The organism is Microbulbifer sp. YPW16 (assembly GCF_021290385.1).
Lineage (GTDB): Bacteria > Pseudomonadota > Gammaproteobacteria > Pseudomonadales > Cellvibrionaceae > Microbulbifer > Microbulbifer zhoushanensis.
On the sequence record NZ_CP089928.1, the window covers coordinates 921447 to 939258 of the forward strand.

At 62.7% G+C, this 17812-nt stretch carries 12 protein-coding genes; 3 read left to right on the forward strand and 9 right to left on the reverse strand.

Going from position 1 to position 17812, the window contains the following annotated elements; translation table 11 throughout:
* Window positions 1-6: 6 nt before the first annotated feature.
* The 3 genes from kdsA to tilS all read right to left on the reverse strand — a co-directional run bounded on the left by kdsA (window position 7) and on the right by tilS (window position 4001).
* Window positions 7-852 carry a 3-deoxy-8-phosphooctulonate synthase gene (gene kdsA, locus LVE68_RS04060; protein WP_233005753.1) on the reverse strand — a complete coding sequence of 282 codons (846 nt, stop codon included), beginning with the start codon at window positions 850-852 and terminating at the stop codon, window positions 7-9.
* Window positions 853-934: 82 nt separating this feature from the next.
* On the reverse strand, window positions 935-2569 hold the full coding sequence (locus LVE68_RS04065) for a CTP synthase (protein WP_233005754.1): 1635 nt from the start codon (window positions 2567-2569) through the stop codon (window positions 935-937).
* A 124-nt stretch (window positions 2570-2693) separates the two neighbouring features.
* Window positions 2694-4001, reverse strand: coding sequence for a tRNA lysidine(34) synthetase TilS (gene tilS / locus LVE68_RS04070; RefSeq protein ID WP_233005755.1), 1308 nt, complete (start codon window positions 3999-4001; stop codon window positions 2694-2696).
* A 386-nt stretch (window positions 4002-4387) separates the two neighbouring features.
* Here tilS and LVE68_RS04075 point away from each other — a divergent pair, with 386 nt between their 5' ends.
* Both LVE68_RS04075 and LVE68_RS04080 read left to right on the forward strand, forming a co-directional pair.
* The gene (locus LVE68_RS04075) at window positions 4388-5827 is read left to right on the forward strand and encodes a sugar porter family MFS transporter (RefSeq protein ID WP_233005756.1); all 1440 of its coding nucleotides are present in this window, start codon (window positions 4388-4390) and stop codon (window positions 5825-5827) included.
* A 224-nt stretch (window positions 5828-6051) separates the two neighbouring features.
* Window positions 6052-6960 (forward strand): DegV family protein, encoded by a 909-nt coding sequence (locus LVE68_RS04080; protein WP_233005757.1) that lies wholly within the window; start codon window positions 6052-6054, stop codon window positions 6958-6960.
* A gap of 114 nt (window positions 6961-7074) precedes the next feature.
* Here LVE68_RS04080 and LVE68_RS04085 read toward each other — a convergent pair whose 3' ends face one another.
* The 6 genes from LVE68_RS04085 to LVE68_RS04110 form a co-directional block, all read right to left on the reverse strand.
* Complete coding sequence (locus tag LVE68_RS04085; RefSeq protein WP_233005758.1) at window positions 7075-8028, reverse strand: acetyl-CoA carboxylase carboxyltransferase subunit alpha; 954 nt, start codon at window positions 8026-8028, stop codon at window positions 7075-7077.
* Window positions 8029-8193: 165 nt separating this feature from the next.
* Window positions 8194-11709 carry a DNA polymerase III subunit alpha gene (gene dnaE, locus LVE68_RS04090; protein ID WP_233005759.1) on the reverse strand — a complete coding sequence of 1172 codons (3516 nt, stop codon included), beginning with the start codon at window positions 11707-11709 and terminating at the stop codon, window positions 8194-8196.
* A 150-nt stretch (window positions 11710-11859) separates the two neighbouring features.
* On the reverse strand, window positions 11860-12087 hold the full coding sequence (locus LVE68_RS04095) for a DUF1289 domain-containing protein (RefSeq protein ID WP_233005760.1): 228 nt from the start codon (window positions 12085-12087) through the stop codon (window positions 11860-11862).
* The gene (locus tag LVE68_RS04100; RefSeq protein ID WP_233005761.1) at window positions 12084-12614 is read right to left on the reverse strand and encodes a gamma carbonic anhydrase family protein; all 531 of its coding nucleotides are present in this window, start codon (window positions 12612-12614) and stop codon (window positions 12084-12086) included. Before LVE68_RS04100 ends, LVE68_RS04095 begins: the two co-directional genes overlap by 4 nt.
* A 198-nt stretch (window positions 12615-12812) precedes the next feature.
* Window positions 12813-13325 (reverse strand): methylated-DNA--[protein]-cysteine S-methyltransferase, encoded by a 513-nt coding sequence (locus LVE68_RS18185; protein WP_305080404.1) that lies wholly within the window; start codon window positions 13323-13325, stop codon window positions 12813-12815.
* Window positions 13322-14779, reverse strand: a complete 1458-nt coding sequence (locus LVE68_RS04110; protein WP_233005762.1) for a DNA-3-methyladenine glycosylase 2 — start codon at window positions 14777-14779, stop codon at window positions 13322-13324. The genes LVE68_RS18185 and LVE68_RS04110 overlap by 4 nt, the downstream gene beginning before the upstream one ends.
* Window positions 14780-15135: 356 nt before the next feature.
* Between LVE68_RS04110 and LVE68_RS04115 the strand changes: the two genes are divergently transcribed.
* Window positions 15136-17682 carry a thrombospondin type 3 repeat-containing protein gene (locus tag LVE68_RS04115; RefSeq protein WP_233005763.1) on the forward strand — a complete coding sequence of 849 codons (2547 nt, stop codon included), beginning with the start codon at window positions 15136-15138 and terminating at the stop codon, window positions 17680-17682.
* Window positions 17683-17812: the final 130 nt, after the last annotated feature.

Consider the following 17812-nt stretch of genomic DNA (forward strand, 5'->3'; position numbering starts at 1 on the left):
CCGGCGCTACTTGGTATCCAGCGGCTCGAAGCCCTTCACCAGGTCGTCCACTGCTTTCATCTGGGCCAGGAAAGGCTCCAGCTTTTCCAGCGGCAGGGCACTCGGCCCGTCACAGAGGGCCTTGTCCGGATTCGGGTGCGCTTCCAGGAACAGGCCGGCGATACCCACCGCCAGGCCGGCACGTCCCAGCTCGGTTACCTGCGCACGACGGCCACCGGACGCAGCCCCGGACGGATCCCGCATCTGCAGCGCATGGGTCACGTCAAAAATCAATGGTGCGCCGCCGGAAGCATCGATCATGGTACGGAAACCCAGCATATCCACCACCAGGTTGTCGTATCCGAAGCAGGCACCGCGCTCACACAGGATGACTTTTTCGTTACCTGCCTCGGCAAATTTTTCCACCACGTTTTTAACCTGCGGCGGGCTCATGAACTGGGGTTTCTTTACATTGATCACCGCATTGGTGGCCGCCATGGCCTGGACCAGGTCGGTCTGGCGGGCGAGGAAAGCCGGCAGCTGGATCACATCCACCACCTCTGCCACCGGAGCTGCCTGGTAGGACTCATGCACATCGGTGATCAGCGGGACGCCGAAGGTCTGCTTGATTTCCTCAAAGATCTTCAGCCCTTCTTCCATACCCGGACCCCGGTAGGAATGGATGGACGAGCGGTTGGCCTTGTCAAATGAGGCCTTGAACACATAGGGAATGCCGAGTTTCTCGGTGACTTTTACATAGTGCTCGGCAACCTGCATGGCCAGGTCGCGGGATTCCAGCACATTCATGCCGCCGAACAGGGTAAAGGGCCTGTCGTTGGCAACCCGGGCTTTTCCGACTTCAATCGTTTTCATTTTCTTCCCTTTGCCTCACCCACCCCGCGACGGCGGGGGGAGGTGGTATATCCGCGAGGGCCCCTGCGGGCCCTGTAACTTATTAGTCCTGCTTGTCGTGCTGGCGCATCGCTGCAGCGACGAAACTCTCGAAGAGCGGATGGCCATCGCGCGGCGTCGAGGTGAATTCCGGGTGGAACTGGCACGCCATGAACCAGGGATGCTCCGGCAGCTCGACCATTTCCACAAGGGTGTCGTCCGCAGACCAGCCACCTATTTTCAGGCCCGCTTTCTGCAGGCGATCAACGTAATTATTGTTGACCTCGTAACGGTGACGGTGGCGCTCGACAATCACATCTGCACCGTAGATCTCGCGCGCCTTGCTGTCCTTGGCCAGGCGACACTCCTGCCCACCCAGGCGCATGGTACCGCCCAGGTCGGACTGCTCATCGCGCTTCTCGATCTTGCCTTCGCTGTCGATCCACTCGGTAATCAGGCCGATGACCGGGTGCTTGGTGTTGGCATCAAACTCGGTGCTGTTGGCCTCTTTCAGGCCCAGTACATTGCGGGCGTACTCGATCACCACGGACTGCAGGCCGAGGCAGATGCCCAGGAAGGGAATACCGTTCTCGCGCGCATAGCGCACGGACTCGAGCTTGCCCTCCAGTCCGCGCTCACCGAAACCACCCGGCACGAGGATGGCGTCGGCACCCTTGATCAGTTCCAAACCACCCTCGGACTCCACGTCCTCGGCGTTGATAAAGTCGATATCCACCTTGCAGCGGTGCTTGATACCGGCGTGGGTCAGCGACTCGATCAGGGATTTGTAGGCATCCAGCAGCTCCATGTACTTGCCGACCATGGCAATTTTCACTTCGTGGTCGGGGTTCAGTTTGCCATCGACGACCCCATCCCACTCGGACAGGTCCGGCGCGGCACATTCCAGCTGCAACTTTTCCACCACGATATCGTCGAGGCCATAGGTATGCAGCAGGCGCGGCACACTATATATGGTCTTGGCATCCGGCAGCGGCACCACCGCACGCTCCTCGACATTGGTGAACAGGGCGATCTTGCGGCGTGAGTCCTCGTCGATCTCGCGCTCGGAACGGCACAGCAGTATATCCGGCTGCAGGCCGATGGAGCGCAGCTCTTTCACAGAGTGCTGGGTAGGCTTGGTCTTGGTTTCGCCGGCAGTGGCGATAAACGGGACATAGCTCAGGTGAATCAGCAGCGCGCGGTTCAGGCCCAGCTCCACCCGCAGCTGGCGCACGGATTCCAGGAACGGCTGGGACTCGATATCCCCCACGGTGCCACCGATCTCGACGATGGCCACATCCACGTCGCGACCGCCCTCGAGCACGCGGCGCTTGATCTCATCGGTGATATGCGGGATCACCTGCACGGTGCCGCCCAGGTAGTCGCCGCGGCGCTCCTTGCGCAGCACAGTCTCGTACACCCGGCCGGTGGTGAAGTTGTTGCGCTTGGACATGCGCGTGCGGATGAAGCGCTCGTAGTGCCCCAGGTCCAGGTCCGTTTCGGCGCCATCTTCGGTCACGTAGACCTCGCCGTGCTGGAACGGGCTCATGGTGCCCGGGTCAACGTTGATATAGGGGTCAAGCTTGAGGATGGTGACCTTGAGGCCGCGGGCTTCGAGGATAGCGGCCAGGGAGGCGGAGGCGATACCTTTCCCCAACGAGGAAACCACGCCACCGGTTACAAAAATATAGCGCGTCATGCAAAACCTTGGTCAATCTGAATGCCCGATGGAATCGGGTTGCGGGGCTGGCACAGGCCACGCCGGCTGGCGTATTCCTCTGCCTCGAGATGGGACGCCAGACTACCAGAATGCGCAGATCTGCTCAATCAGAAAACGTCTCTGGTTGCCATCCCGGTGTACCAGGCAGGGAGCCTTCCCTATCTCCCTGGCACAGGAACAGGTCACCGACCGCCAGCATCTGCTCCCCCTCAAAGATTAGCGGAACCCGCTCCCGCAGCCAGGGCTCCAGCCCGTACTCCTGCAACAGCTTCTTGAGGGTCTGGGAATGCCCCCGGCCCACCGGCCTGGCCCGCTCACCGCCGCGACGGAAACGCACCCGGTAATCCCCGGGGGGCCAACCGCGCCGGGGGACCACTGTTCCGGCCCCCGGAACCTGCAGCTCCGCCTCTCCGGACCACGCGAGCTCCAGGCCCGGATCGATCGGCGCCAGGGGCGGCAGCAGGTAAAGGCGCCCCCGATAACGCCGGGCGCACAGTGGGCCCAGCTCCACCGCCGGCAGGCGGTCTTCCCGGGCAGCGCCCAGCTGGCGCAACAGCTCCGCCAGCTGAACCGCCGCCGGCATATCGCCCGCTCGACCGTGTACCCAGTAGCGCAGCAGGTTCTTGCACCGCGCCTGGCTCAGCGTGCCCAGGTGATCCAGGTCAACACTCTCCCCGCTGCGCTCTCGGCGCAGGCCACAGGCCTGGAGATCCTCCCGGGCCAGCTCCCGCAGCAACTCGGCGGCCTCCCCCAGGTTGGCAACGGCACGCCCGATCCGATCGCGCACCGGCCAGCGGGAGCGGAGCCGGGGCATCACCTCCCGGCGCAGGAAGTTGCGATCAAAACGTGTATCCGCATTACTTTCGTCATCCACCCAGGCCAGCCCCGCTGCCCGGGCATAACGCTCCAGCTCTGCCCGGCCAGAGCCCAGCAGGGGACGCACCAGCACCCCGGCGCCCAGCGGGCGAGTGGCCGCCATTGCGGCCAGCCCCTGTACACCGGCTCCGCGCAACAGGCGCAACAGGAAGGTTTCCGCCTGGTCGTCGCCGTGGTGGGCTGTCAGCAGCTGGTCGCCCTCCCGCAGGAGCCCCGCAAAAACGGCATAGCGCGCGCGCCGGGCTGCCTCCTCCGGCCCGCGGCCATTGTCATCTACGGTGACACTGCGAGTGGTTAACGGGATACCCAGCGACTCGGCCAGCCCGCGGCAATGGGCCTGCCACTCACCGGCATTGGGGGAGAGCTGGTGGTTGATATGAATCGCGTGGCAGGGCTCGCCCAGCGCGTTGAGCAGGTGAAGCAGCACACAGGAATCGAGCCCCCCGCTCAACGCCACCCAGCGGCGCCCCGTACAGGGGTGTTCCGCCAGTACCGACGCCAGGTTCCGGCGCAATACGTCGAGTTGATCCTGCATATTCCCCCGCGCCGGGCGCTCCATGTATAACCTTCAGGCAGGCCCGGCTTTTGAATACCTGCAGCCCTTGAATAACTGTGAAAGTGCCGGCGACTCCGGCCCGGCGCTTTCCCGCGCCTAGTGTACAACAATGCAGTCCCCGGGCCCGGCTGGCAGCGAATTACGGCCAGCTACCACTCATCAACTCAAGTGCCTGGCATATTCAGACGGATAGGGCGCCATATTTTTGTGCAGCATCGCATGCTGATGCGCCCAGCCGGGCCTACGCCGGGGCAGGCCGGCCCGAAAGAGCAACTGCTTACAATAACTGGCCGGTCAGCGCCGCTAGAATCCCGTGAAACTGACAATCATATCCAAAAACACAATAAATCAACGGGAGCCCGCCAATGGAAGCGATTGAGAGCCAAGTAAACCGGGGCGACACCGAAGTACAGGAGTCCCCCCCCCTCGCATTCATCCTGCTGATCTGCAGCGTGGCCACAATCGGCGGCTTCCTGTTCGGGTTTGACAGCGGTGTGATCAACGGCACCATCGACGGCCTCCAGAACGCCTTCGACTCCAATAGTGTCGGCACCGGTTTCAATGTCTCATCCATGCTGCTGGGGTGTGCTGTTGGCGCCTTCAGCGCCGGCAGAATGGCGGACATCTGGGGCCGCAAGCGACTATTGTTACTGGCTGCCATTTTCTTCCTCGTCAGCGCCTGGGGCTCGGGCATTGCATCCTCGTCGCTGGAGTTCGTGATCTACCGGCTTCTTGGGGGCCTTGCTGTCGGCGCCGCCAGCGTCCTGTCTCCGGCCTACATCAGCGAGGTGGCACCTGCCGCTTGGCGCGGCAGGCTATCCACCATCCAGCAGGTGGCGATCATCTCCGGCCTGTTCTCGGCTTTTGTCAGCAACTACCTGCTGGCCCAGGTGGCGGGATCCGCAATGACGGAATGGTGGTATGGCTATGAAGCCTGGCGCTGGATGTTCTGGGTGGAAATGCTACCGGCGGCCGTATTCCTGGTGGCTCTGGTATGGATTCCTGAAAGCCCCCGCTACCTGGTAATTTCACGACAGGACAGCCGCGCCCGTACTGAGCTGGGCCGACTTTACCCCGGACAGGGCGCAGCAGACGCGAAACTGCGTGAGGTGCAGGCGTCGGTGGCCGAGGATCACCGGCCCCGTTTTGCCGACCTGCTGGACAGCGCCGGCAGGATTCGAGGCATCATCTGGGTTGGTATCGGGCTGGCCGTGTTCCAGCAGCTGGTGGGCATCAATGTGGTGTTCTACTACGGCGCCGTGCTCTGGCAATCCGTGGGCTTTTCCGAATCCGATGCCCTGATGATCAATATTATTTCCGGTGCCGTCAGTATTGGCGCCTGCCTGGTGGCCCTGGGACTGATCGATCGCATTGGCCGCAAGCCGCTGCTGTTCTTTGGTTCAGCGGGCATGGCTGTCACCCTGGCGATGATGGTGGTCGCCTTCAGCAGTGCCAGCCTGGACCAGGGCGGCAAACTGGTATTGTCAGACCAGATGGGACTGCTGGCGCTGACCGCTGCCAACGCCTATGTGTTCTTTTTCAACTTTTCCTGGGGCCCGGTGATGTGGGTGATGCTGGGCGAGATGTTCCCCAACCAGGTACGTGGCTCCGGCCTGGCCGTGGCAGGCCTCGCACAATGGGGCTCCAATTTTGCCATCACCCTGAGCTTCCCCGCCATGCTGGCGGCTATCGGTCTCGCCGGTACCTATTCCGTCTACATGTTCTTCGCCATCCTGTCAGTGCTGTTTGTGGTGCGCTGGATTAACGAAACAGCGGGCCTGGAACTGGAACAGATGCCCGGCTGATCCCCCGGCGGGCGGCATCGGATGCCGCCCGCACCTCCCCTCCCGGCACAAAACTTTTTCCCACGTTTACCCCTTCGGTTGGCAACATGGGGCCAAATCTTCCGACTCTATTGTTCGAAAAGTACAACAGTGCATATCCGCTGGGCTTGCCCGAACGCAAGTGATAAATTCCGCGCAAAGGACAATCACCACAAATTCCAGAAAAATCTGAACAAGAGTCATACATGGTCCAGCTAGTTGTGGATTCCGGATGCGATCTTCCGGATGAGTTTCTGCGCAAATTTTCCATCCCGGTCCTGCCCCATACCGTGAGCGTGGGCAAGGATGTCTTCGGTGACCAGCGCAACCCTGCGCAGATGGCTCACTTTTATACCCTGTCCCTGGTTGATCGCTCCCACCAGATTGTTACCGGCCCCGCCCCCACTGCAGAAATAGAGAACACCCTGCGGGGCCTGGTCCAGAAGGGCCAGACAGATATCGTGGTACAGACCATCAATGCTGCCAACAGTCCAACTTACGCCAATGCGGTGGCGGCAGCAGAGAACCTGGCCGCTCACGGAACCAACGGGTCAGTGCAAGTCCACACCGTGGATACCCACTCCCTGTTCTCTGGCCAGGGGCTGCTGGCCCTGTACACGCTGTCACTGATCCGCCGCGGCCTCGATGGTGCCCAGGTTGCCACACGCACCGAGGAATTCCGCCGCAAGGTCCATGGTTACGCAGCAATCCGCGACGTCTACTATGTACGCGAGCGGGCACGCAGCAAGAACGAAAACAGCATCAGCTGGCTGAAGGCCATGGCCGCGCGCCTGCTGAAACTGAACCCGATCCTGTCCATGCACCATGAGGGCAGTACCGTCACCAACACCCTGCGCGGTTACGATCGCTGTACCGAAGCCCTGTTCCGGCTGGCTGCCGACAAGATTCGCGGCGGGGAGCTGCTGATGCCGATTGTGATGGTAAGTATCGCCGGGAAACTGGAGGACCTGGAGAAAGTGCCGGGTTACCAGCTGCTGAAGACCGCCGCGGCAGAAAACGATGTGAAAATTTACCACTCGGTGATGAGCCTCTCCGGCGGTATCAACCTGGGCCCGGGCACGGTGGCCCTGGCGCTGGCAGCCGACAAGCCCTGACCGGGCCGGGGACCAGTGACCCGGCAGGAGACACAAGGGGCGAATATAAAAAAGCCACGGCAGGGAAACCTGCCGTGGCTTTTTTAGTGGTTACCCGTTACCAGGGACTAGCTGTCAGGTGATATTGCCGTAGCTCATCAGGCGCTGGTAGCGCTTCTCCAGCAACTCGTCGATCGGCACCCTGCGCAGCTGGTCCAGCTGCTCCACCAGGCGCTCCTGCAGGCGCGACGCCATAGCGCCCGGATCCCGGTGGGCGCCACCGAGGGGCTCCTCGATGGTCTCGTCGACGATTCCCAGTTCTTCCAGCACGCTGGAGGTCACGCCCATCGCCTCCGCCGCCAGCGGTGCCTTCTCGACGGTTTTCCAGATGATGTTGGCGCAGCCTTCCGGGGAAATCACAAAGTAGGTGGAGTACTGGAGCATATTCAGCTGGTCGCCCACGCCGATCGCCAGTGCACCGCCGGAAGAACCTTCACCAATCACCGTGCAGATAATCGGGGTACGCAGCCGGGACATGACCGCGAGGTTCTGGGCAATGGCCTCACTGATGCCACGCTCCTCACTGTCGATCCCCGGGTAGGCCCCGGGCGTGTCAATCAGGGTCAGCACCGGCATCTGGAAACGCTCTGCCATCTCCATGATGCGCAGGGCCTTGCGGTAACCTTCCGGCTTGGGCATACCGAAGTTGCGCGCCACCTTGTCGTTGACGGAGCGCCCCTTCTCTTCACCGATCACGGCTACCGGCTTGCCGTCGAGGCGCGCAATACCGGAGATGATGGCCCTGTCGTCACCAAAGTGACGATCACCATGGAGCTCGTCCCAGTCAGTGAACATACGCTCGATGTAATCTTTCGAATACGGGCGCTGCGGGTGACGGGCCACCTGCACCACCTGCCAGGGGGACAGGTCGGCATAGATGGACTCTGTCAGGCTGCGACTCTTCTCACGCAGGCGGGCAACTTCGTCAGCGATATTCAGCTCATTGTCGTCGCCGACGTGCTGCAGCTCCTTGATCTTGCTTTCGAGCTCAGCAATCGGCTGTTCAAACTCGAGGAAATTGAAATTCATGCAATCCGCGCCTTTAAACTGTAAAAATGCCACCGGGCGATAATGGCGGCATAGCTTACCGCCATAGAACCGGGCAGTCGACCCGCGTTGCCAGTATGGCCACTCTGGCGTCCGTAATCTCCTTCCTGGCCAGGGCGTCCAATGTCACCGGTCCGCCATCCGACCTTACCGCTCAACATAGTCGAGTACCACACGGTCGCGCCCCAGCAGCTCGCGCAGGGACTGGACCATCTGGTCGTTCGGCTCCACTTTCCATTCCGGCGGCAGCTGGAATGTCCCGCGGGCATCACTGCGCTCCACTTCCATTAGCACCCCACAGCTACCGCCCACGTAGGGCCGCAGGCAGGCGGACAGGCGCTGGGCCAGCCCCGCCGGCGCACTGGCGCTGTCCAGCTTGAGACGCACGCCGGTCACACTGCCCTGGCGCAGCTCGTCCAGGGTTGCCACACCGTTGACGGTCATTTTCAGGCCACCACTGTAATCGTCGTGGGCCACTGGGCCGTCCAGCACCAGCAGGGAATCCTTGGCCAGTTTCTCGCGATGCTCGCCGAAAGCCTCGCTGAACACCGCCGCCTCGATACGGGCGCTGCGGTCGTCCAGGGTGACAATAGCCATGGAATCACCGCGCTTGGTCTTCATGACCCGCAACGCCACCACCAGTCCCGCCACTTTCTGCGACTCGCGGCCCGGCTTCAGGTCCGCAATTCGGGACTTCACCAGGTGCTGGAGTTCGTCCTCATACTCGTCAATCGGGTGCCCTGTCAGGTACAGGCCGAGCGTATTCTTTTCCCCCTCGAGGCGCTCGCGGATTCCCCAGGGCCGGGCGCGGCGGAATTCCGCGTAGACATCGCCCTCGGCGGCAGTGGGAACCACCTCGCCAAACAGGTCCATCATCCCTGCACTGTTGTTGCGCGACTGCTGCTCGGCCGCCTTCACCGCCTCATCCACGGCACTGAACAGCACCGCGCGAGCATAGTTGAGGCCATCGCTGCCCTCGCCGCCCGGCCCGATACTATCCAGGGCACCGGAGCGCACCAGCGCCTCCAGGGCGCGCTTGTTGACCTTGCGCGGGTCAATACGGGAACAGAAATCGAACAGGTCGGTGAAGGGTCCGCCCTCGGTGCGCACGGCGATAATATTCTCGATCGGGCCTTCACCCAGCCCCTTGATGGCACCCAGGCCGTAGACAATGCGGTTGTCCATATCCACCGAGAACTGGTAGGCACCCAGGTTTACATCCGGTGGCACCATCTCCAGGCCCATGGCCCGGCACTCCTCGATAAATGTCACTACCTTGTCGGTCTTGTCCATATCCGAGGACATGGTGGCGGCCATGAACTGGGCCGGGTAGTGGGCCTTGAGCCAGGCGGTCTGGTAAGACACCAGTGCGTAGGCAGCGGAGTGCGACTTGTTGAAGCCGTACCCGGCGAACTTCTCCACCAGGTCAAAGATTTTCATCGCCAGGTCCGGGTCGACACCCTGCTCTTTCGCGCCGGCGGCAAAGATCTCCCGCTGCTTCGCCATCTCCTCGGGTTTTTTCTTACCCATGGCGCGGCGCAGCATGTCGGCACCGCCCAGGGTGTAACCCGCCAGTTCCTGGGCGATTTGCATTACCTGCTCCTGGTAGACGATCACCCCGTAGGTGGGCTCCAGGATCGGCTTGAGCTTCTCATGCTGGTACTTGGCGTCCGGGTAGGCCACCTGGGCGCGGCCGTGCTTCCGGTTGATGAAGTCATCCACCATGCCCGACTGCAGCGGTCCCGGGCGGAACAGGGCCACCAGGGCGATCATGTCCTCGAGGTTATCCGGCTGCAGGCGCTTGATCAGGTCCTTCATGCCGCGGGATTCCAGCTGGAATACCGCGGTGGTCTCGGCCCGCTTGATCATCTTGTAGGTTTCGGCGTCGTCCAGCGGCAGTGCCTCGATGACCAGCGGCTCCCTGCCCTCGCGGGCACGCTGTTCGTCGACCATATCCTTGGCCCAGTCGATGATCGTCAGGGTGCGCAGGCCGAGGAAGTCGAACTTCACCAGGCCCGCATCCTCCACATCGTTCTTGTCGAACTGGGTCACCAGGCCGGCGCCGGTCTCGTCGCAGTAGAGCGGCGCAAAATCGGTCAGTTTGGTAGGGGCTATCACCACACCACCGGCGTGCTTGCCCACGTTCCGGGCCACGCCCTCCAGCTGCAGGGCCATCTCCCAGATTTCCTGGCCCTCCTCGTCGCCATCGAGGAACTCGCGCAGGATCTCCTCCTGCTCGAAGGCCTTCTCCAGGGTCATGCCCGGGTCCGGGGGAATCATCTTGGAAAGCTTGTCCGCCAGGCCATAAGACTTGCCCTGGACACGGGCCACGTCCCGCACCACCGCCTTCGCGGCCATGGTGCCGAAAGTAATGATCTGGCTCACCGCATCGCGGCCGTAGTTGTCGGCCACATAGCCGATCACGCGGTCGCGCTTCTCCATGCAAAAGTCGACGTCGAAGTCGGGCATGGAAACCCGTTCCGGGTTGAGGAATCGCTCGAACAGCAGGTCGTACTGCAGCGGGTCCAGGTCGGTAATCTTGAGGGCGTAGGCCACCAGCGAGCCGGCACCGGAACCCCGCCCCGGCCCCACCGGGATATCGTGGTCCTTGGCCCACTGGATAAAGTCCATCACGATCAGGAAGTAACCCGGGAAGCCCATCTGGATAATGATGTCCAGTTCGAACCGCAGCCGGTTTTCATAGGCGGTGCGGCGCTCGGCATAGTCCGGGGCCGACTGGTCGAGGATGGTTTCCAGTCGCACGTCCAACCCCTCGAAGGAGATCTTCTCGAAGAACTGGTTCTCGGTCATACCCTCGGGAATCGGGTACTCCGGCAGGAAATACTTACCCAGCTGGATCGGTGCCGAACAGCGCCGGGCGATCTCCACGGTGTTCTGCAATGCCTCGGGGATATCGCTGAACAGCTCCTGCATTTCCTCCGCGGTGCGGAAATACTGCTCCGGGGAATAGCGGCGCTCACGGCGCGGGTCGTCCAGGGCACGGCCGTCGTGAATGCACACCCGCACCTCATGGGCCTCGAACTCACTTTCCTCGAGGAAACGTACATCATTGGTGGCCACCACCGGCAGTTGCAACCGCTGGGCCAGGCCCACTGCCGCATGCAGGTAATCCTCATCTCCCGGGCGGCCGGTGCGTTGCAGTTCCAGGTAATAACGGCCGGGGAAAACCCCTGCCCATTGCCGGGCCAGGTCCTCAGCCTGGGCGGTGCGGCCGGCAACCAGTGCACGGCCCACATCCCCGTACCGGGCACCGGACAATGCCAGCACTCCCTCGGCGTACTCGGGCAGCCACTCGCGACGGATATAGGCGTTGCCGTGGTATTGGCCCTCCATCCAGGCGCGGGAGATCAGCTCGGTGATATTCAGGTAGCCCCGTGTGTTCATCGCGAACAGCGAGATCAGTGTCGGCTGCTCCTCACCGCCCTCACTGAGCCAGAAATCCGCACCGGTTATGGGCTTGATCCCGGCGCCCAGGCAGGCCTTGTAGAACTTGATCTGGCCGTAGAAATTGGTCTGGTCCGTGAGCGCCACGGCCGGCATCTCCAGCTCTGCGGCGCGGGCCACGAGCGGCTTGATCCGCACCAGGCCGTCGATCAGCGAGTATTCAGAGTGGACTCGTAAGTGAACAAAGGGTTGGGTCATATTCTTCTGTATTGAATTCTTCTTGCGCGCATCCCATCACTGCCCCCGTTGCCACGGCCATTGGCGACGTGGGGAATCCGGGTCACGGGGTTTCCCGACGGACAGCTATTTCCCGAATGCGCTTTACCTTGCGAAATTTTAGCGGCCAGGCTACCAGAGCCGACCCATCTGCCGGGCGCGCTCGGTACAGCGTTGCAACACCGAGCGCCGCTCGTCGTTGTTCATATTGCCCCAGCGGCTGATCTCCGTGCCGGTGCGAAAACAGCCCTCGCAGATATCTTCCGCGTTGAGGGCACAGACCGAGATGCAGGGGGATTTTACCGGTTTGCCAGCTGCCGGCGTTGCGGTAGACACGGGATTCTGGACTTTCACGGTCATGGCGAGTCGAGGGCAACCAGCTCTTCGGCGAAGCGCCGGCCGTTTTCAGCATAGTGATCGCTGCTGGCCTTCAGCAGCTCAAGCATCGACTCGTCCAGGGTTTTGACCACCTTGCCCGGGCTCCCCAGGACCATGGAAAAATCCGGGACTTCCATTTTCTCGGTGACCAGCGCATTGGCACCGATCACACAGCCCCGACCGATCCTGGCGCCATTGAGGATAACCGCGTTGATGCCGACCAGGGTGTAGTCACCGATTTCGCAGCCGTGCAGCATTGCCTTGTGGCCCACCGTCACCCCGGTACCAATCGTCAACGGGATACCCGGGTCAGTGTGCAGCACCGCACCGTCCTGGACATTGCTATCCTCGCCGATGGTGATGCGATCACAGTCACCGCGCACCACTGCGTTGAACCACACCGAGCTGCGACTGAGCATTCGCACATTGCCGATCACATGGGCACCCGGGGCGATGTAATGCCCCTCACCCTCGAGCTCTGGCTGGTTTTCACCCAGTCTGTACAGCATCTGGCCTCCGGCTGTGGATCTTCTCAAGCGGCCATTATCCCGCCCGTGGCCGGTCATTGCCAGCGGCTTGCGCACGATTCGGGGGAGGAAATGGCGCAGGGGGGAAATGCCTGAAAAAGTGGCTGGAAAAGTGGTCGGGAGGGACCGCCCGGGGAGACGGGGCCGGCAGGAGGTCCGGGCCCACCTGTGCCCCACCGCCTACAGCAGTACGCCCTGCCTGGAAAAGCGGGCGCCCTCGAGGCTGAGCAGGCGGGCCTTGAGGTCCAGGCCTCCCGCGTAGCCGGTCAGGGTGCCGTCGGCGCCGATAACGCGATGGCAGGGAATCACGATGGCGAGGGGATTGGCGCCATTGGCCCGCGCAACCGCACGGACCGCCCTGGGGTTACCCAGCGCTTCCGCCTGCTGCAGGTAGCTCCGGGTCTCGCCGTAGGGGATATCCTGCAGGGCAGCCCAGACACGCTGCTGGAAAGGCGTGCCGGGGGGCTGCAGCGGCAGCTCGAAAGCCCGCCGGCGACCGTCCAGGTACTCCCCCAGCTGGGTCGACGCCATGTCCGTCAGGGCGCACGTCCCCCGCTGCCACCCGGGCCCCATCCCCGGGCACCTGCCGTCGCGGACGAAGCCCAGCGCCACCAGTGCCGCCTGTGGGCCACTGTCCTCTGCGGCGACACAGACATCACCGAGCACGGTAGGATAAATCTCGTAAACAATCATTCACTGTCCCCAGTTTGCAGCGATTGCCACAGCAGTAATGCTCCATAAGCCCGCCAGGGCCGCCATTGCTCCGCCCGGTTCCTGGCCGCACCCGGCGAGGCCCGCTCGCCGCCCTCCCCCAGCGCCTGGAGGATACCAAGGTCTGACGCCGGGAAGGCATCGGGCAGCGACAAGCCGCGCATGGCTATGTACTGCGCGGTCCAGTCGCCGATGCCCGGCAATGCAGTCAACTGCGCACACCATCGCTCCAGGTCGGTCTCGGTGAAGTCCACCCGCCCTTCCAGGGTCGCCGCCACGAAAGTCCGCAGGGTCGCCGCCCGCGCCCGTGTCACCCCCAGGCCCTCGAAATCCGCCCCGGCCAGTTCCCGGGCCCCCGGGAAGAGCCGCCACTGCCGGCCACTGGTATCCACAAAGCGCCCCCCGTAACGCTCCACCAGCCGCCCGGCTATGGTTGTCGCCGCGGCGACCGATATCTGCTGGCCCAGAATCGCCCGCAAGGCGTACTCAAACGGATCCCAGGCGCCCGGCAGCCGCACCCCGGGCAACAACTCCAGCTGCCGTGCCAATAATGGGTCCACAGACAGTACCTGCCCGATTTCACCGGTATCCACGTCCAGGTCAAACAACCGGCGCAACCGCTGGTTGAGGACAAAAAGGCCCCGCCCATCGCCGGAATCCAGCTCCACCACCAGGCGGTGCGCCGCCGCATCGTCGCTGACACTCAGCACACCTGGCCCACCGCCCTCCAGGCAAAAGCTCCGCTGGTATATCCCGTCGTTTACCTCTTCGATTCCCCTGAGTGCCCGGGCACGGAAAAAGTCCAGCAGCTTCTGCCAGTCAAAGGGCGGCCGGTAAGGCAGGTAAAACCGGATCCCACCCCGGACCGCAGTCCCGCTCCGGGTCTCCTTTCGCACCTCCGTGGGGGTTCGGTGGCATACCTGCTGGAAAACCGCATTGAAACGGCGCGTGCTGTTGAAGCCGGCCTCGAACGCCACCTGGCCCACGGGCATGCGTGTCTCACGCAACAGTCCCAGCGCAAACATTACCCGTTCCACCTGCCAGTACTGCAGTGGGCTCATACCCAGGTGCTCGTTGAACAGTCGCCGCAGGTAACGGCTGCTGATTCCCAGCCGTTCCGCCAGCGATTCTACTGACGCCCCCTCGCGCTCACTGCGCATCAGGGCCAGCGCCCGCTGCACGGTGGTACCCACCAGGCCCCAGGCGGGACTGCCGGGCGCAGCATCGGGACGGCATCGCCGGCACGGCCGGTACCCGGCTGTCGCCGCCTCGGCCGCTGTTCGAAAGTATTCAACATTCTTTTCCAGGGGTGCCCGGGCCGGGCAGATCGGGCGGCAGAAAATACCCGTGGTTTTTACCGCGGTGTAGAACAGACCATCAAATCTCTGGTCCCGGGCCAGCCGGGCACGGGAACAGGTTTCACGGGACAGGGCCACTGGCAACTCCTCTTCAGATGGGGCCAGTCTATGGGTATTCCAGCCGGGTGACGAGTCACATTCGGAACTGACAGGCCCGGACGTGATAACAGGGCCTAACCACCGCCAGCAAGCCCCGGTGATGGCGGCAGGGGGGTGCAAAGCCAGGGTGAGTTATCCAGTACCGGGATAACGCTTTAATGATGGATACGATGCCCGGTTGGCTGCCCGCCCCCTATGTCGCTCCCACCTCCTTTTCGACACATCGGCAGATATCTCCTAAACCTGAAGAGGGGTCCGGGAGATTCGCCCCGGCTGCTGTCGCCGGAGCACAGGGAAGTGATGGCACAAGGGATAGTGTGCCCGGAGTTGTTTAGATGTTCCGTTTACGGGCTTTGGTTGTCCTGGTTGCGCTCGTCCTGTCCGGCTGCATATTCGATTCGGACGACGACAACGGCCGCCCGCGCAATAATGATGCCGATGGCGATGGCATCATCGACCTGCAGGACAACTGCCCCGCAACCCCCAACCCCGACCAGGCCGACTTCAATGGCGATGGTGACGGCGACGCCTGTGGTCCCCCGCCATCAGCCAGTCCACCGACAACACCGGAACCCGCACCGCCACAGGACACCGACAACGACTCGGTTCAGGACGATGCCGATAACTGCCCGGATACCCACAACCCCAGCCAGGCCGACCAGGATCGAGACGGCATCGGCGACTCCTGCGATCGTGACCTCGATGGCGACGGGGTCAATAACGACGTCGACAATTGCCCACTGAACCCCAACCGCGAGCCCGCCAGTATTCCCGATATTGTGCAGCTGGACCTGGACGAGGATGGTATCGGCGATGTGTGCGACAACGATCGCGACGGCGACGGTTTTACCAACGCCCTCGACAACTGCCCTGACAACACCAACGACCTACAGGGAGACAGCGATGGCGACGGCATCGGCGACCCCTGTGATGAGGAAGTCGACTCGGACCTGGACGGGGTCCCGGATCCGCTGGATAACTGCCCCGATCGTCCCAACGAATTCCAGGCCGACCTGGATGGTGACGGCTTCGGCAATCCCTGTGACAACGATGACGACGGCGATGGGATCCGCGACAGCAGCGACAATTGTCCCCTGCGCGCCAATACAGACCAGTCCGACCGCGATGGTGACGGCCTGGGGGATCGCTGTGATCTGGATGATGACGGCGACAGCATCGATGATATCGACGATAACTGCCCGGTTCAGGCAAACGCCGACCAGGCCGACCTCGACAATGACCTGGTGGGCGACACCTGCGACCGCGACCGGGATGGCGACAGTGTGGCCAACGACAATGACAACTGCCCGGGCCTTGCCAACCCCGACCAGGCCGACAGTAATGCAGACGGCGTTGGTGACCTCTGTGGCGCTTCTCCTCCCGGCGACGGTCCCGATCTCTGCCCCGGTAGCGACCTCGCCAATCCGCCGGACCCGGACAGGGACGGTTTCGGCAACAGCTGCGACCCGGATGACGACAATGACACCTTTCCCGACAGCGATGACAACTGTCCGCTGGTGATCAACCCCGACCAGCGCGACACGGACGCTGATGGCCTTGGCGACGCCTGCGACAGGGATGACGACAGCGATGGCCGGGAGGACGGCAACGACAACTGCCCCCTTCTTGCCAATAACAGCCAGGCAGACGATGACGGCGATGGTCGCGGCAATCCCTGCGACCCCACGCCGCAGGGCCTGGACCGGGATGAGGATGGCATCGCAGACAGTGAGGACAACTGTCCCGACACAACCAATCCCGGCCAGGAAGACAGCGACCGGGACGGCATTGGCAATGCCTGTGCAGCACCGACCCCGGACCGCGATGATGACACGGTGCTGGATTCAGAGGACAACTGCCCCGATATCCCGAACCCGCAACAGGAAGATGACGACAACGACGGGATCGGGGATGCCTGCGAGGAAGTCCGGCCGGATGCGGACCGCGACGGTATCCGCGACGACCGCGACAACTGCCCGGACATCGCCAATGGAGCGCAGTCCGATATCGACCTGGACGGCCGTGGGGATGCCTGCGATAACGACCTTGATAGCGATGGGGTTGCCAACGGCACCGACAACTGCCCGTTTACCGCCAACGCGGACCAGCTCGACGATGACGACGACGGCGACGGCAACCTCTGCGAAACCGACCGGGACGGGGACGGCATTCCGGATTCGGCGGACAATTGCCCGGACATTCCCAATGCCGACGGCGCCGACCGCGACAATGACGGCATCGGTGACCTATGCGATGCCGACCTCGACGGCGATGGCGTGGGGAATACCTCCGATAACTGCCCGCTCCAGGCCAATACCGGGCAGGAAGATATTGATGATGATGGCCTGGGGGACGTATGCGACACCAATGAACCGGTCTCCTGTGGCGACCGGGATGGGTTCAGGGCGCTCTCCGGTTTCGATACCGACTTCACCGTGGGTTCAGGTCCCGACTGCCCCCTGTGCCCGGTATTCACCCCGGAAAACGTTCCCGATGATTTCTTTGCCAATGCCGGGCGCCTGGCGGTACCCATAGACTCGGCGGGCAGCGCTTTTATCCGGATAGTGGATACCAATGAGGCGTATACGGGACCTTTCAGGGCCGGCTTTATCCTCGAGTCCGCCACCCTGCACCTTGATCGCATAATCCTCGAAGGCCTCACCCTGCGGACATTACTCGACGGGGTGGACACCGGCGAGCGTGCTCACGGCCGGGAGCTGCTGGTGTTCAGGCTACAGGGTGAGTCCGGTTTTCGCCGCCTGGTAACATTCAAAACCGACGCGGATTTCGATGCTGTCGAGGTTCGACTCGACGGCCTGCCATATTCTGTAAACCAATTAGACATTTACCTGCCGTGCCTGGCCCCAGTCCCACCTCCATGACCGCAGGCGGATTGCTGTGCTATGCCCGCCTGGCCACAGGATCGAACACTGACCTGTCGCGAAACCGGCACAGCACTGAACGCCGCCCCGGCAACCGAACCGGCAGAGAAGTCAGGCGGCCAAACGAGGG